Source organism: Paenibacillus sp. NPDC056933, from assembly GCF_042674385.1.
Lineage (GTDB): Bacteria > Bacillota > Bacilli > Paenibacillales > Paenibacillaceae > Paenibacillus.
In genome coordinates, this window is the sequence record NZ_JBHUQN010000001.1 from 3,281,218 (window position 1) to 3,307,464 (window position 26,247).

22 protein-coding genes are annotated in these 26,247 nt (G+C 47.6%); 17 read left to right on the forward strand and 5 right to left on the reverse strand.

Annotated features, from left to right (window positions below; genetic code table 11):
- Positions 1 to 215: 215 nt before the first annotated feature.
- Together licT and ACFTRD_RS14535 are read left to right on the forward strand one after the other, a co-directional pair.
- Entirely contained in the window at positions 216 to 1,067 is an 852-nt protein-coding gene (gene licT, locus ACFTRD_RS14530; protein WP_379380910.1) for a BglG family transcription antiterminator LicT, read from the forward strand.
- A 127-nt stretch (positions 1,068 to 1,194) separates the two neighbouring features.
- Positions 1,195 to 3,108: a beta-glucoside-specific PTS transporter subunit IIABC gene (locus tag ACFTRD_RS14535; protein WP_379380912.1), complete on the forward strand. Its 1,914-nt coding sequence runs from the start codon at positions 1,195 to 1,197 to the stop codon at positions 3,106 to 3,108.
- A 102-nt stretch (positions 3,109 to 3,210) separates the two neighbouring features.
- Here the strand turns inward: ACFTRD_RS14535 and ACFTRD_RS14540 are convergent, their stop codons facing one another.
- Positions 3,211 to 4,104 carry a LysR family transcriptional regulator gene (locus ACFTRD_RS14540; RefSeq protein WP_379380914.1) on the reverse strand — a complete coding sequence of 298 codons (894 nt, stop codon included), beginning with the start codon at positions 4,102 to 4,104 and terminating at the stop codon, positions 3,211 to 3,213.
- A gap of 185 nt (positions 4,105 to 4,289) precedes the next feature.
- Here ACFTRD_RS14540 and ACFTRD_RS14545 point away from each other — a divergent pair, with 185 nt between their 5' ends.
- Together ACFTRD_RS14545 and ACFTRD_RS14550 are read left to right on the forward strand one after the other, a co-directional pair.
- Entirely contained in the window at positions 4,290 to 4,874 is a 585-nt protein-coding gene (locus ACFTRD_RS14545; RefSeq protein ID WP_379380916.1) for an ankyrin repeat domain-containing protein, read from the forward strand.
- Positions 4,871 to 6,217: a uracil/xanthine transporter gene (locus tag ACFTRD_RS14550; protein WP_379380918.1), complete on the forward strand. Its 1,347-nt coding sequence runs from the start codon at positions 4,871 to 4,873 to the stop codon at positions 6,215 to 6,217. The genes ACFTRD_RS14545 and ACFTRD_RS14550 overlap by 4 nt, the downstream gene beginning before the upstream one ends.
- A gap of 58 nt (positions 6,218 to 6,275) precedes the next feature.
- On the opposite strand, the gene ACFTRD_RS14555 is transcribed toward ACFTRD_RS14550, so the two are convergent.
- Entirely contained in the window at positions 6,276 to 6,653 is a 378-nt protein-coding gene (locus ACFTRD_RS14555; RefSeq protein WP_379380920.1) for a PilZ domain-containing protein, read from the reverse strand.
- A gap of 253 nt (positions 6,654 to 6,906) precedes the next feature.
- On the opposite strand from ACFTRD_RS14555, the gene ACFTRD_RS14560 reads away from it, so the two are divergent.
- From ACFTRD_RS14560 to ACFTRD_RS14600, 9 genes are all read left to right on the forward strand, one after another.
- Complete coding sequence (locus ACFTRD_RS14560) at positions 6,907 to 7,356, forward strand: DUF6386 family protein (protein ID WP_379380922.1); 450 nt, start codon at positions 6,907 to 6,909, stop codon at positions 7,354 to 7,356.
- A gap of 111 nt (positions 7,357 to 7,467) precedes the next feature.
- Positions 7,468 to 8,091 (forward strand): SMI1/KNR4 family protein, encoded by a 624-nt coding sequence (locus ACFTRD_RS14565; RefSeq protein ID WP_379380924.1) that lies wholly within the window; start codon positions 7,468 to 7,470, stop codon positions 8,089 to 8,091.
- 46 nt (positions 8,092 to 8,137) lie between these two features.
- Positions 8,138 to 8,464, forward strand: a complete 327-nt coding sequence (locus tag ACFTRD_RS14570) for a hypothetical protein (RefSeq protein ID WP_379380926.1) — start codon at positions 8,138 to 8,140, stop codon at positions 8,462 to 8,464.
- A 141-nt stretch (positions 8,465 to 8,605) separates the two neighbouring features.
- Entirely contained in the window at positions 8,606 to 9,154 is a 549-nt protein-coding gene (locus ACFTRD_RS14575) for an RNA polymerase sigma factor (protein ID WP_379380928.1), read from the forward strand.
- A complete protein-coding gene (locus ACFTRD_RS14580) occupies positions 9,144 to 10,286 on the forward strand; it encodes a DUF4179 domain-containing protein (RefSeq protein WP_379380930.1) in 1,143 nt (380 codons plus the stop codon). The genes ACFTRD_RS14575 and ACFTRD_RS14580 overlap by 11 nt, the downstream gene beginning before the upstream one ends.
- 198 nt (positions 10,287 to 10,484) lie before the next feature.
- Complete coding sequence (locus ACFTRD_RS14585; RefSeq protein ID WP_379380932.1) at positions 10,485 to 11,537, forward strand: pectate lyase family protein; 1,053 nt, start codon at positions 10,485 to 10,487, stop codon at positions 11,535 to 11,537.
- A gap of 288 nt (positions 11,538 to 11,825) precedes the next feature.
- Positions 11,826 to 13,307: a methyl-accepting chemotaxis protein gene (locus ACFTRD_RS14590; protein ID WP_379380934.1), complete on the forward strand. Its 1,482-nt coding sequence runs from the start codon at positions 11,826 to 11,828 to the stop codon at positions 13,305 to 13,307.
- A 261-nt stretch (positions 13,308 to 13,568) separates the two neighbouring features.
- Positions 13,569 to 14,099, forward strand: coding sequence for a hypothetical protein (locus ACFTRD_RS14595; RefSeq protein WP_379380936.1), 531 nt, complete (start codon positions 13,569 to 13,571; stop codon positions 14,097 to 14,099).
- A 22-nt stretch (positions 14,100 to 14,121) separates the two neighbouring features.
- A complete protein-coding gene (locus ACFTRD_RS14600) occupies positions 14,122 to 14,793 on the forward strand; it encodes a GNAT family N-acetyltransferase (protein ID WP_379380938.1) in 672 nt (223 codons plus the stop codon).
- A gap of 51 nt (positions 14,794 to 14,844) precedes the next feature.
- Here the strand turns inward: ACFTRD_RS14600 and ACFTRD_RS14605 are convergent, their stop codons facing one another.
- Together ACFTRD_RS14605 and ACFTRD_RS14610 are read right to left on the reverse strand one after the other, a co-directional pair.
- Positions 14,845 to 15,210, reverse strand: coding sequence for a VOC family protein (locus tag ACFTRD_RS14605; RefSeq protein ID WP_379380940.1), 366 nt, complete (start codon positions 15,208 to 15,210; stop codon positions 14,845 to 14,847).
- Positions 15,211 to 15,470: 260 nt separating this feature from the next.
- Positions 15,471 to 17,123, reverse strand: coding sequence for an alkaline phosphatase (locus tag ACFTRD_RS14610; protein ID WP_379380942.1), 1,653 nt, complete (start codon positions 17,121 to 17,123; stop codon positions 15,471 to 15,473).
- A 285-nt stretch (positions 17,124 to 17,408) separates the two neighbouring features.
- Here ACFTRD_RS14610 and ACFTRD_RS14615 point away from each other — a divergent pair, with 285 nt between their 5' ends.
- The 4 genes from ACFTRD_RS14615 (at position 17,409) to ACFTRD_RS14630 (ending at position 24,485) form a co-directional block, all read left to right on the forward strand.
- Positions 17,409 to 18,716 (forward strand): hypothetical protein, encoded by a 1,308-nt coding sequence (locus ACFTRD_RS14615; protein ID WP_379380944.1) that lies wholly within the window; start codon positions 17,409 to 17,411, stop codon positions 18,714 to 18,716.
- 284 nt (positions 18,717 to 19,000) lie between these two features.
- On the forward strand, positions 19,001 to 20,515 hold the full coding sequence (locus ACFTRD_RS14620) for an AbgT family transporter (protein ID WP_379380946.1): 1,515 nt from the start codon (positions 19,001 to 19,003) through the stop codon (positions 20,513 to 20,515).
- A 50-nt stretch (positions 20,516 to 20,565) separates the two neighbouring features.
- The gene (locus ACFTRD_RS14625; RefSeq protein ID WP_379380948.1) at positions 20,566 to 21,825 is read left to right on the forward strand and encodes an amidohydrolase; all 1,260 of its coding nucleotides are present in this window, start codon (positions 20,566 to 20,568) and stop codon (positions 21,823 to 21,825) included.
- 416 nt (positions 21,826 to 22,241) lie between these two features.
- Positions 22,242 to 24,485 carry a carboxylesterase/lipase family protein gene (locus tag ACFTRD_RS14630; protein WP_379380950.1) on the forward strand — a complete coding sequence of 748 codons (2,244 nt, stop codon included), beginning with the start codon at positions 22,242 to 22,244 and terminating at the stop codon, positions 24,483 to 24,485.
- Positions 24,486 to 24,593: 108 nt separating this feature from the next.
- Here ACFTRD_RS14630 and ACFTRD_RS14635 read toward each other — a convergent pair whose 3' ends face one another.
- The gene (locus ACFTRD_RS14635) at positions 24,594 to 26,180 is read right to left on the reverse strand and encodes a choice-of-anchor I domain-containing protein (protein ID WP_379380952.1); all 1,587 of its coding nucleotides are present in this window, start codon (positions 26,178 to 26,180) and stop codon (positions 24,594 to 24,596) included.
- Positions 26,181 to 26,247: the final 67 nt, after the last annotated feature.

Genomic DNA, 26,247 nt, shown 5'->3' on the forward strand with positions numbered 1-26,247 from the left:
CCTAGTTGATTTGCATCTTCTCGCATCATATTAGAGCAAATTAACCGCTTTCACAAAAACATTGTCAGATGAATAATTATATGGTAAGATAGGCCTAAGGCTAATGAATACTGGATTGTTACTGTTCAATCAGGCAAAACCAGAAGCAGGGCGTGTGAATGACCTGTTTTGGTTTTGCCTTTTACTACTTTGACGGTGCAAGGTGATGTGAAGAAATGAAAATTGAGAAGGTGCTGAACAACAACGTAGTTACTGTGATTGATCCGGGAGGAAACGAACTGGTCGTCATGGGACGGGGAATTGCCTTCAAAAAGCATACTGGTGAAACAATAGACGAGAGTCTCGTCGAAAAAATATTCTCGCTTGAAAGCAAGGAAGTATCGCAGAAATTGAAAACGCTTCTGTCCGATATTCCAGTTGAATATGTCGAATGCTCGGATGAAATTATCCGTTATGCAGAGACCGTGTTAGGTGAGAGGTTACATGAGAGCATCTACATTTCACTGACGGATCATATTCATTTTGCCATTGACCGGCATCGTCAGGGGTTACTGATTCGTAACGCATTGTTCTGGGAAATCAAGCGCATGTACCGCAAGGAATATGCGATTGGGCTCAAGGCGCTGCAGATTATTGAAGAAACCTTGGGTGTTCTGCTTCCTGAAGACGAATGCGCATTCATCGCCATGCATCTGGTTAATGCACAGATGAACGGTGAGATGAGGGAAACGATCAGTATCACGAATATTGTTAAGGATATACTCAACATTGTAAGACGGAGTTTCGTTATTGAGTTGGATGAAGATTCATTGAGTTATTATCGATTTTTAACTCATCTGAAGTTCTTTGCCCAACGTGTGTTGCAAGGAACGGCGATTGAAGATAAAGAAGAAGATAATCCGCTTCATGACTTGGTGAGCAAACAGTATCCGGAAGCACATGCATGTGCAGTAAGGATCAGTGACTATACGCGTAAGATCTATAATCGGGTGTTGTCCAAGGAAGAAATCCTATATCTGACTATTCATATTGAACGAGTTGTCAGAACTGAACAAACAATTGAATAATTTAGGATTGTTACTGCAAAAAAGGCAAAACCTAAACGTTGAATAATGATAAGCTGAAACTGCTTTGTCATTATTCAGTGTTTAGGTTTTTTTTTAACTTCATTACACATAAAAGGAGCAAAACACAATGGATAAACAACAATTGTCCAAGGATATTTTGAAGCTTGTTGGTGGCGAAGAGAACATCGATCAAGTCACACACTGTATGACAAGACTCCGATTTAACCTGAATGACAACAAATTGGCGGACAAAGCGACGCTGAAAAATACACCAGGTGTTATGGGCGTGATGGAGAACGGCGGTCAGTTCCAGGTCATTATCGGGAACGATGTACCTGTTGTGTATAATGCACTTGTAGGCAACATGTCCAAATCTCCAAATGCAGACGCTGGATCAACCGGTGCTTCGACTGGGGAGAAGAAAAAGAGAAATCCAGTAAGTGCATTGTTCGACTTTATTTCCGGAATATTCACGCCGATTCTGCCAGCGATTACGGGTGCCGGTATGATCAAAGGGATCGTGGCAATCCTGGTAGCTGTAGGTTGGTTGTCTGAAACCAGTTCAACCTATATCATTTTATCTGCTATCGGTGATGGTGCATTCTACTTCCTGCCGATCATTCTGGCAATCAGTGCCGCACGTAAGCTCGGTAGCAATATGTATATTGCTGCAGCGCTGGCAGCGGGGATTATGCATCCGAGCATTACAGCATTGCTGGCCGATGGTCACAACTCATCATTTATGGGGATTACAGTTATAGCGGCAACGTATTCTTCTACAGTTATTCCGATCGTTCTGGCAGTTTGGATTGCTTCATATGTAGAAAAAGCCGTTGATCGTGTTACACATGCTTCGCTTAAGCTTCTGATTGTTCCAACGGTTACCCTGTTAATTATGGTTCCTCTGACCTTGATGACGGTTGGACCATTGGGTACAGTGCTTGGTAATGGTTTGTCAGGTGGTATTTCCTGGTTGTTCGACAATATGTCAATATTCGCAAGTATCCTGATTGGTGGTACGATGTCACTTCTGATCATTACGGGTATGCACTATGCATTGTTGCCGATCATTGTTGGTTCGATGACATCACTTGGTTACGATTTTATTATTCCACTGATGTTTGCAGCTAACTTGGCACAAGGTGGTGCAGCATTTGGTGTGGGTCTTAGATCGAAAAATGGTAAAACGAAATCGCTTGCTTATTCCACAGGTCTTACGGCTATTATGGGGATTACGGAACCAGCAATGTACGGGATCAATATGAAGTTCAAAAAACCATTTATAGCAGCCCTGATCGGTGGAGCTGTTGCAGGTGGATTCATGGGGATCGTCAATGTTAAAGCTTATGTACTTACAGGTCTAGTGGGTCTGCCAAGTATTGCAGCATTTATCAGTCCGGCAATTAGCACGCTACTCTACGCTCTGGCTGGTGGTTTGATTGCCATCGTAGCAGCAGCAGTACTGACGTACATCCTTGGTTTCCAAGAAGACAATGCTCCACAGTCGGCTGAAGCTACGCCAGCTGCTGAACCTACAACACCAGCAGCAACGACTTCTGCTGCTGTAACTGAAGAAGCAAAAGCACAAGATGAGCAAGTATTCAGCCCGATCACTGGTGAAGTTAAACCGCTGAGCGAAGTGCCAGACCCTGCGTTCTCTGAAGAAATTATGGGTAAAGGATTCGCGATTCAGCCATCTGAGGGACGTGTGGTATCTCCGATCAACGGAACCGTGTTCTCGTTATCAAAGAGTGGACATGCCATTGGTCTGGTAAGTGATACAGGCGCAGAGATGTTGATTCATATCGGGATTGATACCGTGAAGCTGAAAGGTCAATTCTTCTCTCCTAAAGTTCAAGCAGGTGCGAAGGTTGCCGTAGGTGATGTACTGATGGAGTTCGACCGGGAACAGATCGAAAAAGCCGGTTATACAACGATTACACCAGTCATTATTACAAACATGCACCAGTATGAGTCCATTGAGTCTGCTGGTCGCACTACGATCAAAGAAAAAGAATTGTTGTTTACGGCAAAAGCTTAACGAACATCAAAAAGCAGCAGTCTTTCCGGATGGAATTCCGGCAAGGCTGCTGCTTTTTTGTATCTATGGGCGATATTCTTTATGGAAGATATCCGCTGAATGTTATACCTGACGAGAAGGAAGCAGCTGCTGAACCAGCTGCACAAAGTGCTGCGCGGGCTTGGACAGATGGCGATTGCGATGCCACACAAGCGCAGATCCTACCGTGGATTGTACATCCTGTATACGGTAAACATGGAAAGGGTGCTCGTGATATAGCTGCAGTACCGTATGGGGCACGATGGAACTCGCGAAGCCGAGACGGACAAGCTCCAGCAACATGTTAATATCCGAGCATTCTCCCGTAATGGAAGGATTTACGTGATGCTCACGGAATTTCTCCAGAATCAGTTCGAACATTCCAAGCCCTTCGGTACTGGGCAGCAAGAGAGGAATGTTGGCCAGCGTTTCAAAATAAGTCCCGGTCTCATCCGCTGCCTCCAGCGGTGTGGAAGAAATGTAGAAGAGAGCTTCCTGCGGAAGATGTAACACTTCGTATTGTTCTGTCTTGACTGGCATTCGTACACAGGCCAGTTCAATTTTGCCTTCACTCAAGAGCTGACAGAGCTGGGAGGATTCATTTTGTTGAATTTTATAGGTAACCTGGGGATGAGTCATCCGAAACTGTTGAAGTGCTTGCGGGATCAGACGATCTGAAATGGTATTAATCCCAAGCGACAACTTGCCCCGAATACCATAACGAAAACTCTGCATCTCCATAACAGCCTCTTCCATATATTTGGTCATCGTAACCGCATAATCATAGAAGCTTCGACCCGCCTGCGTCAGCTCCATGCTGCGCCCTTTGCGTTCAAACAAAATCACACCGAGCTCTTCTTCCATCAGCTTGAGCTGTTGGCTTAAAGGAGGCTGAGCCATATGCAACCTTCGAGCAGCAGCTGTGATCTGTCGCTCCTCGGCAATGGCAATGAAATAACGACATTGTTTGATATCCAAGAATGTTCTCCTTTGCTGCAATGTATATGTTTATCATATGGGAAACCAACAAAACATGTATTTTGAATATACTCTCATCCCATGTTAACATACATTAGGTTTAAACACTTAAAACAACAGTTTGTGATTATGACATATAGAACATGAGCCATGAGGGTGAGTTTGAATTGGAGGGTGAGGGCTTCGTGTTTAAAACGATACATGCGGCTGCTGAAGCTGGACATACCGATGATGTACTTCGGTTTATCACACGGGGAACCGGAGTGAATGCTCGGGATGCGCTTGGACGGACACCTCTGATGGCTGCGGTGCACGGAAACAAGATAGAGACGGTCGGTATGCTTATTAACGCCGGGGCGGATATCAATATCAGGGATCAGCGACTGGATAATCCACTATTGTACGCGAGTGCGGAAGGGTTATGTGAAGTGGTTGAACTGGCGGTCAAAGCTGGAGCGAATACCAGGCTTACGAATCGGTTTGGAGGTACAGCACTGATCCCTGCTTCAGATCGAGGTCATGTTGATATTGTGGAAATCCTCCTGACCTCCACCGATGTGGATGTGAATCATATCAACAATCTGGGATGGACCGCCCTACTGGAAGCGGTCATTCTGGGAGATGGCGGCTCTCGCCACCAGCAGATCGTTGCATTACTTTTGCAGCATGGCGCTGATCCGTTCATCGCTGACCGGGACGGGGTTACCGCACTTGAGCATGCCTGCAGGCATCATTATATAGAAATGGAGCGAATGTTAACTCAATCATGAACAGACATCAAGAGAAAACGCTGCAAAACAATATAAAGGGAGTATCATCGCTTGCATTGGCAGGCATTCAGTGGTTCTTCTTTTTGTTTACCAACACCGTAGTAGTTCCATTATCGATTGGGCATAACTTTCATCTATCACCGGATGCCATCGCTGCATCCATGCAGCATGCTTTTTTACTTACTGGAGTCGTGTGCATATTACAGGCAATATTCGGGCATCGTTATGCAGTCATGGATGGTCCTTCAGGGTTATGGTGGGGACTGACACTAAGCTTAACAGTCTCGGCTTCCTCGGCAGGGATGAGTCTGGAGCGTATTGGGGGAGGACTGGCTGCGGGTTTTCTGTTAGCCGGCCTGACGATGATGATCCTTGGCGGGCTGGGAGCGGCACATGTGCTTCAGAAGCTGTTCACACCTATGGTCAAGAGTGCAATGTTGTTTCTGATGACGATCCAGTTGACCATGAATTTTTTTAAAGGCATGATTGGATACACCGAGTTTGGCTCATTCAACCTGCCTGTAGCGGCTTTGTCCGTTGCTATTGCGTTTCTCGTCGCTTTGATTCAGCTTAAGGGAAGAGGCAAGCTCGGTAACTATTCCATCCTGATTGGCATCGTGACGGGATGGATTGCATACAGTCTTGTGTTCCCTGGTCAGCATGCCGGGTTATCAAGTCATGCTGGAGGCAGCTCGATTTCTCTATTTCCTTGGGGGAAACCTGCGTGGGAGCCGGGGATTGTAATTACCGCTTTCTTCGTCGGGCTCGTCAATATGACCAACTCGATCACAACGCTAAGTTCAGTAGAAAAAATATACGGGGTGCGGACGTCAGATCAACAATATAAACGTTCGTATATGCTGACTGGATTGTTCACCATGTTATCAGCGTGTGCAGGTGTACTGCCATTTGGTCTGTTTGCTTCTTCCATCGGATTCCTGGAGAGCACTCGTATTCTGCGTCGTGCTGCGTTTGTCGTGGGAGCAGGCATGTTATGTATTTTGGGTCTTACACCCCCGGTAACGGCCTTCTTTGCACAAATCCCTCCCAGTGTAGGCAGTGCGGTGCTGTTTGTAGCCTATCTGCAAATGTTCGGGACGGCGTTAAGAACACTTGAGGGAACAACCTTTAACTCCAAAACCATTTATCGTGTAGCATTGCCTGTTCTCACAGGTGTTGCTGTAATGAACATCCCTGCTGAAGCCTTTCAGTCCTTGCCCATGTATCTTATACCGATCATTAGCAATGGACTCGTCATCGGGGTCATGGTGTCACTTTTGCTTGAAACCACGGTGAACTGGTCCAAAATGGAGCATACAGCTGCGGCCAGCAAAGCTGCCTAAACGTTGATTTATTGAAACAGTCCATATTTTGGGCTGTTTTTTTAGGTTTTGCCCAAGTTTACTTCACCATAATTTTGCCCTGTCCCGCAAGCATTCTCATCTCTCTGGATAAACGCTCGTGATTTCCTTCCGGAATCTCAAGATGTACACCGTAATGCCATTGGTTATTCTCTTCTTTGCCCCAGCGCAATGTCCCTTCCAAATATAAGGGGTCTTCAAAAAGCAGCAAATTCATGCCGATCCGAATTTCATTGGACTCGACATGCAGGTTTAACGGAAACGAAAGCTGGCAGCCGGATCGGCTGATATCGCATAATTCTGCCTGAATGGGTTTGGATGGTGCAGATACTCCGTTAATGCTGAGAATAAAGATTTCAAACGTTATGGGTTCTTTTAAAGTATAGCGGAAAGGTTCTCTTCTAAGGTTGATTGACATAGTTTCCTCCACAAAATCAAAAAAAGTCAGTTATGATTATATCGTCCATTTTGCTATTAAAATGAAGAGGTGAGCTCTTGTTTGCAAACACCTTCTATTAACCTCATATACAACATGAACTGAGATAGCTCTTGTGTTCCTTTAACCCGTTTGCCGGGCTTGATATAATGGTTGGATAGGGTTCTGATTATCTCATGCGGATCAGAGGGGAAGGGAGCGGATATTATTTTAAATAAGGAAGGGGAGACGTAGAATGAACGGGAAATTTGAAGTCTTTACGGATACGGCAGCATTGTGCCTGTATGATCTGGCGGCGCTTAAGCATCGGATGGAAGACACACCAGACTGGTGGTCTATTGCAGAGGATGAACTGACTGAGGTAAATGCAGGTAACGTTTTGTTTCTGAACCTGGGTGATGATGGACAGTATGAGGTGCAATGGAGTCTGGATGATTCGGTTAAGGAAGTGGGGACGGCAGAGGTGTACTATATCCGAGTTCCTTCCGGTCATGTGTATCTGGGAGCTGCGGAGGATGTCACTGGAGGCGAGCTGGAGCCCGATGAGTCGTGCGGGGGTAAGCTGCTCCAGTTGGAACCCGGAAATTATGCGTGCAGGGTAACGAAGGAGAATAATCAAATTTCGATTGCCATGAAGGCCAGTCTGCAAAGTAAGAATCGTTTGAGTGACTTGATTCGAATCTAACAATATAGGTACGTGAGTGAACAAGATTCATTGCGAAGTATGAAATAGAGACAGGTCACCAAGGGTGGGACATGACCCTTTTTAGGAGCAGATTGAAGGAGGCATCCGGACATGTATATATCCCAACTGGAACGCATACGGCAAAAATTGGAGAAAATCAAAATTATGGACCCGGAGCGGAATCTGTTTGGGGCGGAAAATCATCAATATGAAATGGCTCCGGTATGGACATTGGACAAGATTAAGGCATTTGAACGGGAATGGAAGATAGAACTGCCTGAAGCGTATCAAGCTTTTTTGCTCGTAATTGGAAGTGGCGGAACAGGTCCTTATTATGGGCTGGAAAAACCTGAGAACGGCGTGTATCTGGTGATGGATTATGAGGATGAGTTGAATGCCATTTCCGAGCCGTTCCCACATGTGGAATCCTGGAATTGGGATGTGGACTGGTACGATGACAGTAAGGAAGAGGACGAGTGGGCAGCGCTTGAACATGAATATTATGATCCGAAATGGTCGGCAGGGATGCTGCGAATCAGTGATTTTGGCTGTGGCGTGTCACTCAATCTGATCGTGAAGGGATCTTCCTATGGAGAGATTTGGACCGATGATCGGGCGAACAGTAATGGAATTTATCCGGATCATTATATGGGCAACACGGAGCGGCTGGGTTTTCTGGATTGGTATGAATTATGGCTGGACCGCTCGATCAATGAATTGAATGAGCAGGAGTAGTAGCTTTTAGCTAACTTTTAGATTGAAGGTTGAAGGAGGTACCTTGATGGGCCGGGAATACGGCATTAGAACAACAAATCCTGTCATTTTACCAGGGGTTATGAAGCGACTGGCGGACTCCTTAACTTTCTCCGACTTGTACAGGCTGGAGCATGATGAAGATGGTTTTGCATTACTTCAGGAGGATTCTTCCTGGGCTGAAGCACTACAAGTCTCGATTGAGGTAGCTTCGGGAATGGAAGAGGTTGTAGAGGGAGAGTTGTACATCTATTGTCTGTTTCATACCGGGGGTGAGTTTGCAGCAGACTGGCTGAGACAGATGAAAACGGCTACGAACCGGGAGGACAGCAATTTGGAATGGTTTGAACTTTAAATAATGATGCGGAAATCAATACAAGAGCTTCCTCCTCAGGTTTAGGCGGGGCTTTTTTTTGTGATGGAAAATAAATAAAAACGGTTTGGCTTGTTCATCCGTCTTAAACCACAGAAAGAGAGAGAAGGAGGGGATTGCGGGGTGGAAACCAAAGCCGAGATGAAAAAGATGCTGTTCGTACAGAGCGAAGATGAGACGTTGTTTGTCCAGTCCATCATGGAGCATCAGGACACGCTGATCTCCATTGCCTACAGTTACCTGCGAAACCGTCACGATGCACTCGAAGCCGTGCAGGAGATGACATGCCGGGCCTGGATCAAGCGTCGCACACTAAAAAATGAGAAGGCGTTCAAATCGTGGATTATTCGTATCCTGATCTACGTGTGCATTGATGAACAAAGACGTCGCAAACGGTCCACGCCACTGCCCAATGAAGGGTTGGAGGAGGAGATAGCCGAGTCTGCAATTACCAGATTTAACGATAACAAGCTTGCGATGTGGTCCATGCTGGAGAAAATCAAACCGAAATACCGCCATGTGTTACTGCTGAAATACTATAACGACATGACGTTGATTGAGATTGCCTCCATTCTCGGCAAACCGGAGGGGACCATCAAAACCTGGCAGCATAAAGGGTTGGAATTGTTGCGGAAGCAGATGAAGAACAGGGGGGATTGGTATGAAAACTAGTCCAGAAGAACAGGCGCTTTTCGCAGATGCTTCCCAGGCTAAGCTGGAGAGACAACAATTGAATCCCGCAGACACGGCATTTGCGATTCAGCGAGGTCTGGCAAAAGCAAGAACCCGGCGAATGACAGGTCATGTGCAATTAAAGTGGATTACTGCGGTGCTCGTAACAGCTCTGGCAGCTGGTTGGCTGCTGATGGGTCCACTTACTGGTTCTACACCACAACAGTCAATGTACAGCCAGCCCGCACAGAATTGGGGAGTTCTTGAACCTTTTCGGGATTTGGTGGAATCCGATGTCGACGGCAACACGATTGCATCCGCAATTAACAATGGTTATGTGCAGGTCGTAGATCGTTCTGTGAAATCAGGAATATATCAGTTAACCGTCAATGCAGTGATGGCGGATGAAAACAAGATGATCATATTGTACACAGCCCAGACGGATGCTTCCCAGAAGATATATTCAGTTCCCAAAACGAATATGATCAATGGCATGACGAACCAATCGCTTGGCAATGGCGGTATAAGCAGCCTGTACACCCCAAATGGAAAGTATACACTTTACGGACGTAGCACCGTTGAAATGGATGGTGATACACCACTTCCTGAACAAGTGAGGTTCGATTTTCGCATTTCATCTGTAGTCCCTGATCTGCTGGCTGACACGAATAAGGTTAAAAAAGATACCAAATACCAATTTTCGAAACCGATGGAAGTGAGCTTCGATCTGGATCCTAAATTTTCGGTATCCAAGGCAGAGAAGATCAAACTTAATCAGTTATTTACGATTGGGGGTCATGAGGTATTGTTATCTGAAGCAGAGATATCCCCACTGGTGACACGAGCAAGGTTTATCTATGAACCGAATCAAAAGATTGATTACAAAACAAAACTATTGGTAAGTGAAGTGGTGAATCCTACCGAAATTGTGTCCACAACCAAAGATGGGAAGCAGACTAAACTATCTTCAGTGTCAGGTAACGGAACGGAAGACGGTATGATCTATTCCTTCAGCAGCAATCTTCTGGATGACCCGCAGTCCCTGGTATTGAAGCTCCGTGGTGAACCGGGCAAAGTATACGATGATCTACAGGAAGCCGAGAAACATAAGCTGGAGTTAAAGATCAAATAGGATTCAGAGGAAGGGCGATACACAGTCATGGTTTTTGCAGATGACTTCGTGTCGCCTTTTTATTTTCCTTATACGGGGACTGGTGTTGCAAAAAAATAAAAGTAATGGTTGAATTGCAATTTTTGTATTGTCACATCCGATGTTACACGATATAATCTACTTGTATTGCAGGATAAAATTATAAAGGATGGTGAAATTTTGAAGAAATTTTCAATTCTTTTACTTGCTGTAACTCTGTTATTGCTGACAGTCTCCACAGTCTCTACGGCACCTGCTACCTATGGTGCGGCCAGTTATCCCAACACAGGCACGAATGGTTTAACGGGTTTTGCCGGTAACGCCAAAAATGAGAGTGGTGTGTCCAAATCAGCCACAACAGGTGGCAAGAACGGTCAGGTCATCTACATCAGCAATCTGAACGATCTGAGAACACATATGGCTGGCACTGCGGCAAAAATACTGGTCATTGAACAAAATATTTCTTCCTCTACGTTGCAAAAAGTCGAATTTGGATCGAACAAAACGTTGGTAGGTTCCTTTGATAAACACACGCTAACGAATATCCATTTCAGATCCACGGCCAGCTCAAGCAATGTCATTTTTCAGAATCTGACTTTTGAACACGCTTCCAATATTAATGCCAACGACGATATTCAAATGTATATTACTTCAGGTTCCAACTACTGGATCGATCATGTGACGTTCTCCGGCCACAGCTATAGCTCCAGCGGCAGTGATCTGGACAAGCTCCTGTACATTGGGGATCGGGCTGATTATATTACAATCAGCAATTCCAAATTTGCAAATCACAAATACGGAATTATTCTCGGATATCCGAATGATGGCAACAGCAGTTATAATGGTGTACCTCATGTAACCATGGCGAACAACTATTTCGAGAATCTGTATGTACGTGGTCCTGGTCTTATGAGATACGGTTATTTCCATATTAAAAACAATTACGCCAACAATTTTAACCAGGCCATTACAATTGGTGAAAAGGCACGCATTTATTCTGAAAATAACTATTTCGGTGCTGGCGCTGAAAAAGGCGGGATTCTGGACGATAAAGGAAAAGGGGAATTTACGGATACAGGCAGTACGCCTGCGCTGAGCAGCCCGTCTTCTCCGAAAACGAACTGGAGACCGAGCTCCAACTATAGCTATGAAGTTCAAACAGCCAGTTACGCACGCGAATTTGTCACCAAGTATGCAGGTTCGTCTAACAACACACTTGTATTCGGCAAGTAGGTTTGAACGTCAAAAGCCCGTATCTTCTGATGCGGGTTATTTGTCATTAAGGAAGCTAAACTGAAATTTTAAAATGTTAGTACATATTATATTCCTTCATATATTAAAAATTGATAATTAAATTCCGATATACTTAAAGTATATTTTCATGTTTGTGAAGACCTAATGTACTAGAAAAAAGCTCTAGGATTTTGCGATTTAAGCCTAAGCAAGGACCATAGACTGATAAAGCATAGTACAGAAATGTTTCACATCCATATTTAATCTCATAAAAAGGACGGGAAATTCATGAATCGTTATGACGAAATCATCTGGAAAAGGAACAAGTTGATTTGTGTCATCCTATGGGTAATTGTTGCTATAGGTTTTGGTTTGTCCTTTTTGACTCCAAAGCTGCTTGTTTCGAATGGGGTAGCTGTTTTGTTCGCTATTTGGGTAACATACGCCAATGTCAAAAAGAAGCATATTCATGTCATTCCGTGGCTGTGTACGCTCCTGATTACGATCTGTGGAGTCTATGTAGGGTGGGGAAGTGTTAACATCACTTTAAGTCTGGTGATCACTTCAGTATTGCTGCTCTATCCCGACAAAAAACTGTTCACGACCGGATTTCTCGTGCTGCTCATCATTAGTATTCTTCAGGTCATTCTGGTCGAGACGGTGAACTCTGAGGAGTTTATTGGCCATATTGTGGATGTAGGATTGTTTGCGCTTACCGGAGCCATTCTGATGCTGGTTTCCCAGTTGAATGAAAGACTCTTTTGGGATAGCGAAGCACGTTGGCAAGAGGTGGAGCATTCCAAAATGAGAGTGGAAACGATGCTTGTAAGGGTCAAAGAATCCGTAGAGGGCCTCTCTCGTTATACAGACCAATTGAAGCAAAAAGTAACCGATACCGGTTCCATCACCCATGAAGTAACGCTTGGATTCAGCGAAGTGGCCAAAGGGGTCGAATTCCAGGCCACCAGTGTGGCTGAGATTTCAGAGTCCTTGTCCTTGTCGGATCAGCATATCCGCGATGTAGCTTCCTACTCGCATCAGATGAAAGAACTGTCTGCCAGCATGGCAACGAGTACGGAAACAGGCAGTGCACAGATGGATCAACTGAATGTTCAGATGCAGGAGCTGTATGAAACGATTGATACGACGGCTGGTGATATGAGAAGGTTTAACGAGGAAAGTGAGTCCATGTCGCTAATGCTGAACAGTATTTCAGAAATTGCGAACCAGACGAATCTGCTTGCGCTCAATGCAGCAATTGAAGCAGCACGTGCAGGAGAGCAGGGACGCGGGTTTGCAGTCGTGTCGGAGGAAGTTCGCAAGCTGGCGGAACACTCGGGTCAATCAGCCAATGAGATTGGAACCATTTTGTTCCGATTGAAAGGACAGACTCAGGCGTTGACGGATCGATTCGAGCGGATTCGCCTCGCTTTGCAAGCAGGGAAAGATAGTGTGCAAACGGCAGAAGAGGTCTTCCGTACAATCAATAGTAACTCTCAGCAAGTGTTGAATCAGGCGGCCGATATTGAGAGCAGTTCTGTCACCATGAGGGATTCTTCTACGAAAGTGGTTAATGAGGTATCGGAAATTTCAAGTGTGACCCAGGAATCGAGTGCCGCTACGGAAGAAATTCTTGCCAGTATGGAAGAACAGCGCAATCTGACCCAGAAGATGGTGGACAGCTTCGGAGAACTGGAGCAATTGATCGTGGACCTGAACGAATTGGTGTCGGACGAAAACGAAGTACGTTCTGCAACCGGTACCCTGTAAAAATAAAGCGGGGCTGAAACCGGCCTGCTGCATCCGAGTCACCTAACATACCTACTTATGCTACATTCGAATTTCAATCTACTGAGCCTGTCTCCAATCATGATGCGGAGGCAGGCTTTGTTGTTTTAAGATGGGGTGACTGCTCTGCCCGTCTACAACGAAACAATTGTCGATGTTCATCCAGGCCCACTATAATGGAGGAATAAGAATTTGTAAAAAAAGAGTACTGGCAGGAAGTTTGGGTAATTGGGGGAGCAGAACGTGAATAATGCAGTAAAGGAAAAGGGGCCCGATCGCTGCGCCCGTATAGATACAGCGAAGAGTGAAAAACGTGATCATCGCGTTCGTTTCTATGATCGGAATACGCTCGAAGACATGGACTGGCCCAACACGGAGGACGGCAGAGATGCAAGAGCCTATTTGGAACCCATGATGTTGCAAGGGACACGGGACTTCATTGTAAACGTAAACACAACCCTGCTCATTGCCCGGATCGACGATCTTGTTCTTCCGTTGACGGTAAATGAGGCAGAGTACGACAATGCTTACGTTTGTTCGCCTTATACGCATTATGTGCGGTATGCCAAGCAGGAGTTGACGCTGCTTCGGAAACCGTTGCTGGAAAAGGGACTTTCCGCGCTCCTTAGTGTGGTGGGGTGGGGGATGCAGCGATCACAAATAAACAAGGTTGTACACGTCAACAACTGGCTGTTATCAACAAACCTGTATCCGGCCATGTCCGGTGAGCAGGCGGTTTGTCTAGCTTGCAGCAGTAGAGGAACGTTATCCTGAGCATGCTGTCGTATTTCGCTCTTTGTGCCCAGGGCTTCACTCCGATCTGACGAGCAAGCTGAAGCAAGCAGGCTGTCAACTGATTCCGAGCCGGCAAATCTACTTGTACCGGGCGAATGATCCAAATTTCGGGAATGCGAAGTCGCGCTGGCTGCTGAAACGGGATTACGAATTGCTCGCCAAGCACGGATATGAAATCGTTTCACAAGCGAGTCTGACGGATGCGGATATTTCACGAATCGCGGAGCTGTACAGACTGCTGTACCTTGAAAAATACTCTTATGACAATCCACAATTCAGTGAACATTTCATTGCAACAGCAAAAGCTTCTGGAGCGCTGGCCCTGTACGGTTTGCGGAAGGAAGGACGTATCGATGCGGTTATGGGATACTTCTGCCGGAATGGGGTGATGACAACGCCGCTGTTCGGTTACGATACGGCGGTACCCCAGTTTACCGGGCTGTACCGCATGCTATCGGCCTGCCTGATTGGACAGGCTCGCGAGAACGGTCATCTGTTACATGAGAGTTCCGGCGCTGCCCAGTTCAAGCGCAATCGCGGGGCCGTGGCGGATTTCGAGTATTCCGCCGTGTATGAGCGGCATCTGCCCTTGGGCAGACGCTGGTGCTGGCTGCTGCTTGATCGGCTTCTGAACCGCGTGGGTGTGCCGCTAATGCGTCGGATGAAGCTGTAAGCATGTACAATTAGCACACGGACACTCGCCACCATACATAATCATGCCAGCTCAAGTATGTTCGGCCAGCTGCACTTCGAAGCCATCGGGGTCGGCTATGTAAATAAATTGCAGATGCGGATTGGGTTGAACAGGGCCTCGTACAATCGGGATGCCTAATGCGGCGAGCTGCTCCATGGCTTCGTCCAGCGATCTTACCTCATAGCCGATCGACACACCGGCCTCTGGCTTAAGGATGGTTTCGCTGCCTTCAATCAGTTCCAGTTTCGTTTCGTTTTCGGGGCCCAGCATGGCAATCTGCCGTCCACGGCTTTCAAATCTGCGTTGAATCGGCAGCCCCAGCATACTGTGGTAGAAGCGGAGCGATGCTTCCAGATCGCGTACCCGCAGTGTGATCCAGTTTAGTCTGATCAACATAGGTGAACCTCTCCTTTATGGCGTCAATATTCATAAACGTTATACTTATTATACGATAAGCCTGTGCGTGGGCCTACCAAGGCAACGAAGGGTTTGAGCAGTGACAAGAGCAGCTTGCGAAAGTGGTGACGTGCTGTTGAGGTGTTTATTGGAATTCAGGCTCTTGCCCAGCAGTTTAAAATTGAATTCAGAAAAAACTGCCCGAGAATATTCTCGGGCAGCTTGGCTAAGAGTGCCGTTCACAGTGAACGGGCACTTTTTTATTGAATCAGATCTATTGCATCCTGTGGCACAAAGGCTTCTACGCCATTGTAGACAATCACGCCATCCAGGGTTGTCTTTTTGCCGTTCACGAGTGCTACGTTTTTGTAGATTTGCAGTTCCAGCTTGGTGTTGCCCTTGGTTACGAGGATCTTCGGATTTTTGGCATCCGTCAGATCGAGCTTGTACGCTGCTCCTTTGGCAGTAAAAGCCTGTTTGGCGGGCACAAACAATTGTTTGCTTACGCTGTCGAGGTCAAGGTCCAGCACGCGTGCCATGTATTTGGCCACATCCGTGTTGTCGATGACACCAAAAGGTCGATCATTGTTCGGAGCATACGTATACAGTACAACATCTCCGCCCGTATGACCGCCAGTGGTCCAGCCGATGCCCGAACGTTTGCTGATCATCGGTCCAACCGCATAATTGAGGCTTCCCGGGCTGGCCGCTTTGATGGCCGCGATTTCCTCAGAAGTCAGGTCGGTAATGCCATAGTATTGCTTCATCACGGCTTTGATATTGGTACGTTTGGCATTGAGCTTGGACTCAACGCCTTCGCCTGTCAGCTTGGCCTTTTTCAAAGGTCCGATAAATGTGGACAACGGCTCTTTATCGTAAGTGCCTGTAGTGGAGGCGTTACCGATAGTCAATCCACCGTTCTGGTGATCCGTTACAGCGACAACGACGGTTTCTTTATCTTTTTTGGCAAAATCCACGGCTACTTTAACGGCATCATCGAATGCCAGCACATCACTGATAATACCGATTGGATCGTTGGCATGCGCTGCCCAGTCGACCTTGCTGCCTTCGACCATCAGGAAGAAGCCGTCGTCATCTTTGGAGAGCACTTCAATGGCTTTTGCCGTCATCTCGGCGAGGCTTGGTTGTTTTGCTGGATCACGATCCATATTGTAATCCATGCCTGCCGGGGCAAACATGCCCCACAGCTTGCCTGAAGTGGAAGCTTTCATCGCTGACGGAGTAGTCACATAGTCATAGCCCTGTGCTTTGATGGAAGAGACCAGATTTTCGCCATCTTTACGTCCCGCAGGCTCCAAGTAACTGCTTCCTCCACCGAGCACAACATCCATGCCGTTATAGACCTGCTGTTTGCTCAGAGCATCATAGTTTTTACGATCCGGATAATGGGCCGAGAAGTCAGCCGGTGTAGCGTGCATAATTTCGGATGTTGCAATAATGCCAGTTGCTTTGCCTGCCAGTCTGGATGCTTCGAGGATAGAAGCGACCGGTTTCTTGGCATCTCCCGGGGCGATGGCCTTTTGTCCAGGCATTGTCGCTTTATCCGGCAGCACTCCGACATATCCTGTATGTGATTTGTGACCTGTGGCAAAGGCTGTTCCCGCAGGGGCTGAGTCCGCAATCGGCGCATCCGCAGAGTGTGTACGAACCATGCCGCTGGCCATGGAGTCCAGTGTAAGAGAGGAACCCTTGTACCAACGGGCCAGAGCGGTGGCATCGTTAGCCATACCGTCAGGAATGAGTATGATGACATTTTTGATTGGTGAACTAGAAGTTGTTGAGATGGTGTCTTCCACAGCCCAAGCTGCACTACTGCCTCCCAGCGTAGCCGTAACAATCGTCGTTACCGCGAGCATCATTTTGGCCGCACGGGTATTGAATCGGTTTAACATGAACACATCCTCCTAATAATATGTATAGTTTGGTATCCAAAACCCAGTGTATACAATGAATGATAAGTGAGCGTATGCACTGGATTAACTAAATGTAAAGTTTACGATTAGGGAGAAGAAATCGAATCAAAAAAATGAAGATGAGTAAGGTTGGAACCGTTCTGTATATATTAGGGTTTACACTGGTTGTTTATGGAGAGGTTTACAGCGGAACCTCAGTTCGGTATGATTTTTGTATTGAAATATGTGTCTGAAGAAGCGGAGTGTGGACAAGGAGGTGTGCGAATGTATTACCGTATCGGAATTGTTGGGCCGAAGCCGTCCATCGAGCGTACCATGCGTGCTTTGCACGAGCAGAATCTGGGGGCGAGCTTTGAGCTATACCCGTATGAACACGCCAGGGAAACGGGGGACATTATTACCAGGAACCGAGAGAATGTACATGGGTGGGTGTTTACGGGTCCGATTCCCTATCTGACAGCCCAAGCCGTGTTGCATCAAAAAGAACATGCCATCTACTGTCCGCCTACAGGGGCCAGTTTATATAAAGCAATGCTCCAAGCCGTTTATACATTGGACAGCCCCGTGAAAGACATCTCTATTGATATGACTGACAATGAGAGCTGGGGGCTGATGGACAGCCTGGAAGAGCTGAATTTCTCGGAGGAGCAGTTACGCAAATACGTGTTTTCCATAGACTATGATGTACAGGAAATGATCGAATTCCACGTTCGTCACTGGCAGGAAGGGCACACCAAGGCAGCGATTACATGCCTGTATGCAGTATATGAAGGACTTTTCGAGAGAGGGGTTCCAGTCTTCAAAATCGACTCGACCAAGTTAGAGACGGTGCAGGCCGTTCGCATGCTGATTGAACAGATTCGCAGCTCCGCATTCAAGGACAGTCAGATCGGTGTGCTTATGATCGAGATCGACCGGCTGCATGAGGCAGGAGAACAATCAACTGAGCGTTACCAGCTGCAGCATATGGAGTTGAAGATCAAGAGTGTCCTGCTCCAGCATTGTGAACAAATCGATGGTTCTCTTCACCAGGATGGCACAGGAAGATACCTGATGTACGGATCAAGGGGCGCAATGGCCCGTAATATGGACTCGCTGCATGCGACGATGCACCAGCTGGAGCTGGATACGGACTTGCTTTCTTTCGCGGGAATCGGGTTCGGAGAGACTGCGTTTGATGCCGAACGGCATGCCCGCAAGGCTATTCAATATGCCAAGGACGACGAGGCGGGGCGGATCATTATCTATGAGACGGATGGTACGATTGTGGAGGCGGCAGGCGAGGACCATGAATTGTCCTACGAGACGTATTCAAGTGATACCGAATTGCTGGAACAATTGAACAAGGCAGGAGTTAGCATCCGCACATTCCAGAAAATAAAGGCATACATACGCCGAATGGGCAAAGAAGAATTTACAGCCAGTGAACTGGCTTCAGGATTGTCAATGACCATCAGGCACGTACAGCGCATTATGGGCAGCCTCACCGCTTTTTCCCTGGCCGAAATTACTGGAAATGAGCTGAATACCCGCCGGGGACGGCCAAGCAACCGTTATCGTCTTTTGTGTTAGATTATCGAACATCGAATCTGAACAAGTATACCGATTATGCAACCTTATGTCTCATGTCCATCTGGGGTGGACAGTGTGATAAGGATTGCTGATCGGTTTTTTTTATTTTTAGTGTCAAAATACATCACATAGGTATTGAGTTTTATGCGGCGTTAATTATATAATGTCCTAAAATTACGACATTATCGTTAAATGTTCGTTAATAACTGCTCACGAGGACATGACCTTCATCCGCATGTTCAGTCCACCGAGAGGCAGTTCCATCACAGTCAGGGGGTATTTGCATGGTGAAAGCTGACAGGCAGGAGAATACAGGACTTTTTGGTTGGGTAGAGAAAATGGGGAACAAACTTCCCAATCCGTTTTTATTGTTTATCTATCTCATTGTTGCGCTGATGGTTGCCACACTGGTGTTATCTTTCTTTCATGCGACAGCACACAATCCGATTGATGGGGAGAAGGTTCAGGTTAAGAACCTGTTGAGCCGGGAGGGAATTCAATGGCTGCTGCCGAATGTGGTCAAGAACTTTGCCGATTTCAAACCGCTGGCTTCGATTCTGGCTTTGGTACTGGGGATTGGTCTGGCTGAGAAAGTGGGTCTCCTGGAAGCGGTTATGCGTAAAATGGCCGTTCGGGTACCTGCACGCTATGCCAGTTATCTTGTCATTTTCATCGCTTTCTTCAGTCATGTGTCCTCAGACGCAGCGCTTGTCATCATGCCTCCACTCGGAGCGTTGATCTTTCTCGCCGTAGGCAGACATCCAGTCGCTGGATTGATTGCCGCCATTGCCGGGGTTGGCGCAGGCTTCACAGCCAATATGCTGATTGTGACCACGGATGTATTGCTGTCAGGCATCAGTACCGAGATTGCTGCTTCGGTTGATCCGAACGTGGGCGTTACGGTTTTGGATAACTGGTACTTTATGTCTGCTTCTGTGATTGTCCTGACCCTCGTAGCAGGTTTCATGACTGACAAATTCCTGGAACCCCGTCTTGGACGCTACGAAGGAGAGCGTGTCTACAAGCTGGAAGCCCCTACGCTGGAAGAGAACCGGGCACTGCGTGCATCCGGAATCGCTGCTCTCATTTTTATCGCTGCAATCGCGTTCATGGTTATTCCTTCGAATGGGGTGCTCCGCAACCCGGAAACGGGAAGTGTAATGGGGTCACCTTTCCTTGCAGGGATCGTACCTGTCATTTTACTGTTCTTCTTCACCGTGGCACTGACATACGGCATTAAACTCAAAGTAATCCAAAACCAGAACGATCTGCCGAAACTGCTCATTGAGCCGATCAAAACGATGGCCGGATTTATCGTAATGGTTTTCCCGCTCTCCCAATTTGTGGCGATGTTCAACTGGAGCAACATGGGTAAGTTTCTGGCACTCACCATTACCGATCTGCTTGAAAAAACAGGCATTAACGGCATTCCGGTCGTGATCGGACTGATTTTCCTGTCCGCCCTGCTGACGATGTTTATTGCGAGCGGATCTGCGATCTGGTCCATTCTCGCCCCGGTATTTATTCCAATGATGATGCTGCTCGGATTCCATCCGGCATTCACGCAGGTCATTTTCCGGGTATCAGATTCGGTGATCATTCCACTGGCTCCGGTATCGCCCTTTGTACCGCTATTTGTCGGATTCTTGCAGGAATACCGTAAAGACGCCAAGCTGGGCACATACTATTCATTGATTTTGCCATATTCTATTGCATTCTTCTCAGTCTGGGTTGTCATGGTCATTCTGTGGTACGTCTTTAACCTGCCGCTCGGTCCAGGGGTCAACGCAAGGTTATAGGAAATAGAGAGATTGAGAAGCAGAAAGAGTTGAGAGAGGGGTAAAAAGTAATGATCGATATTATCGCGCTTCGCAGAGATTTGCATCAACATCCCGAACTTGGATTCACCGAATTCCGTACAGCGACGAAAGTGGTGCAAGTGTTAACGGAACTGGGATACCGGGTGACTTATGGAAAGAATGCAATTGACGATACCTCCCGGCGAGGCTTGCCCAAACCGGAAGTGCTGGATGATGCCTACCAGCGGGCGATCCGTGAAGGTGCAGATCCAGCGATTGTGCAGCAGATGCGTGGCGGGTTTACCGCCGTTGTTGCAGAACTGGAGGGATTGCAGGAAGGACCCACAACAGCGTTTCGCTTTGATATGGATGCACTGCCAATTCGTGAAAGCGGGCTGGACAAGCATGCACCAACGGCCGGGCAGTTCCGCTCAACGCATGAAGGCCTCATGCATGCCTGTGCGCACGATGGGCATACAGCGATCGGTTTGGCGCTTGCGGAACGTTTGAGTAACAGACAATTTGCCGGGAAAGTCCGGCTGTTGTTCCAGCCTGCCGAGGAGGGAGTGCGCGGTGCCTATGCGATGGTGGAAAAAGGGATGTTGGAACAGGTGGATCGTCTGTTCTGCATGCACCTCGGTACCGGCGTACCCTCGGGTCATGTCAGAGGGGCGTCTGCCGGATTCCTGGCAACGACTAAACTGGAAGCCCGCTTTACAGGTGTATCCTCCCATGCGGGCGCTTCACCGGAGGAAGGACGCAATGCGCTGCTTGGTGCGTCTACGGCGTTGCTGAATATTCATGCGCTGCCACGCTTCAGTTCGGCAGATACTCGCATTAATGTGGGCATTCTGGAAGGGGGAACGGGTGCGAATATCATTGCCGAACAGGCACGCATGGTCATTGAGACACGTTCTACGAACGATGAGACCAACCGGGAATTGGAGCGGCGGGTGCGGCAGATCATTGAGCACAGCGCAGCAATGCATGAGTTAAGCTCAACGGTGGAGGTGATCGGCGGCGCAATCCCTATCCGGTGTGATATGGAACTTGCAGAGCTTGTGGTACGGGAAGCGGAAGGCATCGCCGGGTTCACCTGTGCCGAGGTCATTTCCGATAGTGCCGCACTTGGCAGTGAGGATGCCAGTTATATGATCCGGCGGGTGCAGGAGCAAGGAGGCAAGGCTACGTATATGATCGTTGGCAGCGAACTGCCTGCCCCCCATCACCACCCGGAATTCGATATCGATGAAGCGGTATTGGCTCCGGCTGTGGAACTGCTGGAGAGATTGGCGCGATCGCTGGAATAAGTGTACTTCATTCAAAAGAGCCATCCATGTAGGGATCACTTCCTAGTCATGGGTGGCTCTTTACTTCGGGTCCCTAGGGGAGTTCATAATGAGAATGATTAAAAAGGTATTGCGAGCGCTTTCATTTTGTGCTAACATCTCCATAACAACAGGGTTGTAACCGATCTCTCGGGCAATACCTGTACCGGTTTACTCGTTTATGATTTCATTATCAAATTATTGATTGCGTTTACAACTGGAAAATGGTTTTAACCTCATTGATCCTCAGGGTTGTTACTGATTGCAGGCAAAACCTGGATTGAGGGCAGAAGACCGCGCTAAGCGATGTCTGTTTGCCTTTGATTCAGGTTTTTTTATATGAAAAAACGCCTGATTCATTCCATCACACACTAATAGACAGCGAGGAGATTTATGACATGAAAACCATCAAACGTACGATTGCCGTAGCAACCATTCTGGGTTTATGTGTATCAGGTCTGCCTGCGTATGCGGCCGGAATGTCAGGTTCCGCTTCTTCCACAGCCATGGACAAACTGATTCAATCCCAGCTGATTCGTGGCAATGGTCAGGGCGTTAATGAAGCTTATCTGAACAAAAAGGCAACCCGTATACAGGCTGCCGTGCTCTACTTGCGTCTGTCAGGTTTGGAACAGGAGGCACTCGCCTACAACGGCACGGATACGTATGAAGATGCTGCACACGCAGGCAAGCTCCTGCAACCGGTAGTTGGCTATTTGAAGTTGCATCCGTATGTGGCTGATATTGCAGCAGGAAGCGAACGTTTTGAACCCAATGCACCGTTAACAACGGAAGGATATGCCGAAATGCTGCTGAAGGTACTTGGATATGAAGAAGGTACAGACTACAATCAGGGAGAGGCTTCCAGTTATGCATCCGTTAAGGGGGTGAAGGCGCTTCAAGGTAAGGGCATGAGCGAACTTACCAATCGCCAGATGGCGGAGGCAACCGCACAGGCATTGCAGGTACAGCTCAAGAATGGTAGCGAGACCTTGGAGCAGAGCTGGATGAAACATAAACAGGTTCAGGCATTCAAACCTCAAACGTTGCAGCAGACGAAATATGGCGCCATTGATGGCAAAACCTATGAACAATACGGTACACTCGGCTGGCTCGGTGTTCCTTATGCCGCACCTCCGGTAGGTGAACTGCGCTGGAAAGCCCCGCGTGAACCGGAGTCATGGACGGAAACCAGACCAGCGAAAGAATTTGCTGCAAACAGCTTGCAGTTATCCGGTAAAAATACAGCCGGCAGCGAGGATTCGCTGTACCTCAACATCTGGCGTCCCGATACAACCAGCTCGAAACTTCCGGTGATGGTGTTCCTGCACGGCGGCGGGAATATGACCGGATCAGGCAAGGATTTTCAGGGTGAACAGCTTGCGCGTAAAACGAACAGCATCATCATTTCCGTGAACTACAGATTGGGAGCACTTGGATTCTTCCAACACGCGGCGCTGAAAACCGGCAATGCTCTGGATGATTCCGGCAACAACGGTTTGCTGGATGCATTCCGTGCATTGCAGTGGGTACAGGATAATATCGAAGGTTTCGGCGGAGACAGGGGCAATGTGACTTTGGCCGGACAATCTGCAGGAGCCCGTGATGTTCTGGCAACCCTCATATCTCCACTCAGCAAAGGGCTATACCAGAAAGTCGTCGCATTCAGTGGAGGCTTGACCACAGCGGCACCGGAAGATGGAGAGAAAAAGTCCGGGGATGCGCTCGTAAAATTGCTCGTGGAAGAGGACAAAGCGACTACGGATGAAGAAGCGAAAACATGGATTGGCAAGCAATCTCAGGCACAGCTGGAGACCTATCTGCGCGAGTTGCCTGCGGACAAGCTGGTCACTGCATTCGGTTCCACGGCGATCCGCATGGAGCCGTTCCCTCACCTGTTCCGCGATGGTACAGTCATTCCAAAGGAAGGATTTGACGCCATCATCAGAGGTAATTATGCGCAAGTGCCTGTACTGCTGGGCAGTCTGGAAACCGAATTCTCCGGATTTGCCTTCGGCGATTCGAACTTTGTTCCATCGATTGACGATGGAACCCTGTTTACCGATAAGACCAAGGCGGAGCAGTATGCTGCAGCTCTGAAATACGGCAGCGAGGCTTATGCAGGTTTTAATGCAGAGCGTGTAGCTGAACGTTTGACCAGTGAGGAGGGACAACCTCCGGTATATGCATACCGTTTTGCATGGGGCACACAGCCTGGTGTCATCTCCGAACGGTTGCAAACGTTGCTTGGCGCACCACATGGAGCGGATATGGACTTTTATACAGGACATGCGGACGGTATAGCAGCCTATTTCCCGGAAGGTTATTTCAGTGAAACGAACAAACCTGGTCGTGAGCAATTGTCTGAAGCCATGGCAGCTTATCTGAAACAGTTTCTGTACACGGGCAACCCGGGTAATGGTGGCTCGACTGAACTGGCGGCATGGACACCTTGGACGAAAGATGCCAAGACTCCGATCATGCGTCTGGATGCAAACAATACCACAGCAGAGATTGGCATGTCCTCACAGTATAACGAAGGCAAGGAAGCGGTAATGGCGAAGATGAAGAAAGAATTGTCTGAAGAAACGTACAAGCTGTTGACGGAAAAAGTATTTGCAGGCCGATTCTTCTGGGAATAAGTCCGGCATATAGGAGTCAGTAAAATAAAAAGGACAAGAAAGCATGCTCTCTTGTCTTTTTTATTTATGGTTGTGAAGCTAATTCCTTCTACCTAAAGGTTGCTTGACCTATTTTTTTGCGAAAAAACTAAGTGTCCCTGTGCTCTCGTCCGCGCTTACAAACAGGCTGCGCCCATTAACCCGATGGATGCCTTCCGGCGATTCACCAGCAGTGGGGATAAGCCCGAGGTAAGCCGGATTTACCGGATCAGCAAGATCGAAGAACAAAATGGCATCTGCCCTTTCGGAAGCCACCGCTGCGTAAGTCTTGCCTTCGATCGTTGCTACCGTCAAATTCTCAACTTCACTGCCTTTGTTGGGACTGCGGTCATCCGGGTACAAGCCAGTCTTGGCCGTTGCTTCGTCAATGAGGTTCTGGCTGTCGTACATCCGCTTGCCCTGCAGATCCCAGACCGCAATATTGCGTCCGCCTGCTTTTACACCATCGTCAAATTCATTCTTGCCCAAATCACCTTCATTGGCAGTCAGCAGGTATTTGCCATCAGCAGAGAAAGCAATACCATCCGGCTCATAACGAGCGGTTAAACTCTCAGTAAATTGGACAATGCCGTCATCTTTCAGATCGGCTTGATGTGAAGTGGTGCCTAGCGAAAAGATCGAGCTGATCTTCTTCGTCTCCAGATCAACAACAGCAATGGCATTGTTCTCCTGCAACGTTACGGCTGCTGTTTTGCTGTCAGGACTAATGGCAACATACTCTGGTTGTGGATCATGCAGATAGCTTGCTCCAGCTACATTTTCCAGGTCTACCGGCAAGTTGGTGATCTCACCTTCAAGTACGTTTCCGCCAGCAAAAGATACAATCATGATGCTGCCTGGACGCTTCGCATTGGCATAATCAATCTCATCGGCGGCTTTGTTAAGTTCTTCATCCTCAATGGCAATAACTGCATGCAGGCCATCAGGTGACAACGCGATGGAGTCTGGCCCGATGCCAAGTTCATACGTCTTCACGGTTTTGTAGGTTGCGAGGTCAACAATCGCCAGCAATCCCTTATTGGCTTCAGTGTCCGTATCGCCTGTACGAATCACGGCAAGCCCATATTTGCCATCCTTGGATACCGTTACGCTCGTTACTTCCGCTTTGGCGGAGAGGTCATGGAAGCTGACGTTCTTCAAAACGTTGATGTTATTCAGGTCTGCAATATCCAGCACGGAAATGCTGCCATTGTCCGCTTCGGTTACCAACAGACGTTGACCATCAGGAGTAGAGGCTGATATTTCAGCTTTGCCTCCGGGCATCTGAAAGGCCGCAGTCTGTTCAAATCCGGTTTTATTTTGGTTCAGGATCAATTGATTCGTGATTAGCTTTAGCGTTTTGGGAGATACATACGTTGTTCCATTGGCGATATAGCTTTTGCTGTCCAGTGGAGTTTTCACACCGTTAATGGTGGCTGTGGCCGTTCCGACAGGGAGCTGTGCCTGTATGCCTCCTAGCTGAATATCGACCCTTTGCTTGCTTCCGTCCCAAGTGACTTTTCCCTGCATATTTTGTATCGCTGTTCGCAGTACGACATGATCGTTAGCAGGTTCAAGTGTGTTAGCCGCATTGGCCATCGACGTGTAGCTTGTTGCTCCTGTAGTGAGTATGGCTGTCATGGACATAACGGCGAGCCATTGATTTCTCTTTTTCAATGTTCCAGATCCCCTTTACCATTTCGTGTGTGATGGTATGTACAATTGTTTTAGTATAGGGATGAAA

Bases quoted from the DNA above. Each gene is read 5' to 3' on its own strand.
- licT (WP_379380910.1), top strand. From the start codon at position 216: ATGAAAATTGAGAAGGTGCTGAACAACAACGTAGTTACTGTGATTGAT.
- ACFTRD_RS14535 (WP_379380912.1), top strand. From the start codon at position 1,195: ATGGATAAACAACAATTGTCCAAGGATATTTTGAAGCTTGTTGGTGGC.
- ACFTRD_RS14550 (WP_379380918.1), top strand. From the start codon at position 4,871: ATGAACAGACATCAAGAGAAAACGCTGCAAAACAATATAAAGGGAGTA.
- ACFTRD_RS14555 (WP_379380920.1), bottom strand. From the start codon at position 6,653: ATGTCAATCAACCTTAGAAGAGAACCTTTCCGCTATACTTTAAAAGAA.
- ACFTRD_RS14560 (WP_379380922.1), top strand. From the start codon at position 6,907: ATGAACGGGAAATTTGAAGTCTTTACGGATACGGCAGCATTGTGCCTG.
- ACFTRD_RS14565 (WP_379380924.1), top strand. From the start codon at position 7,468: ATGTATATATCCCAACTGGAACGCATACGGCAAAAATTGGAGAAAATC.
- ACFTRD_RS14570 (WP_379380926.1), top strand. From the start codon at position 8,138: ATGGGCCGGGAATACGGCATTAGAACAACAAATCCTGTCATTTTACCA.
- ACFTRD_RS14580 (WP_379380930.1), top strand. From the start codon at position 9,144: ATGAAAACTAGTCCAGAAGAACAGGCGCTTTTCGCAGATGCTTCCCAG.
- ACFTRD_RS14590 (WP_379380934.1), top strand. From the start codon at position 11,826: ATGAATCGTTATGACGAAATCATCTGGAAAAGGAACAAGTTGATTTGT.
- ACFTRD_RS14605 (WP_379380940.1), bottom strand. From the start codon at position 15,210: ATGTTGATCAGACTAAACTGGATCACACTGCGGGTACGCGATCTGGAA.
- ACFTRD_RS14610 (WP_379380942.1), bottom strand. From the start codon at position 17,123: ATGTTAAACCGATTCAATACCCGTGCGGCCAAAATGATGCTCGCGGTA.
- ACFTRD_RS14615 (WP_379380944.1), top strand. From the start codon at position 17,409: ATGTATTACCGTATCGGAATTGTTGGGCCGAAGCCGTCCATCGAGCGT.
- ACFTRD_RS14620 (WP_379380946.1), top strand. From the start codon at position 19,001: ATGGTGAAAGCTGACAGGCAGGAGAATACAGGACTTTTTGGTTGGGTA.
- ACFTRD_RS14625 (WP_379380948.1), top strand. From the start codon at position 20,566: ATGATCGATATTATCGCGCTTCGCAGAGATTTGCATCAACATCCCGAA.
- ACFTRD_RS14630 (WP_379380950.1), top strand. From the start codon at position 22,242: ATGAAAACCATCAAACGTACGATTGCCGTAGCAACCATTCTGGGTTTA.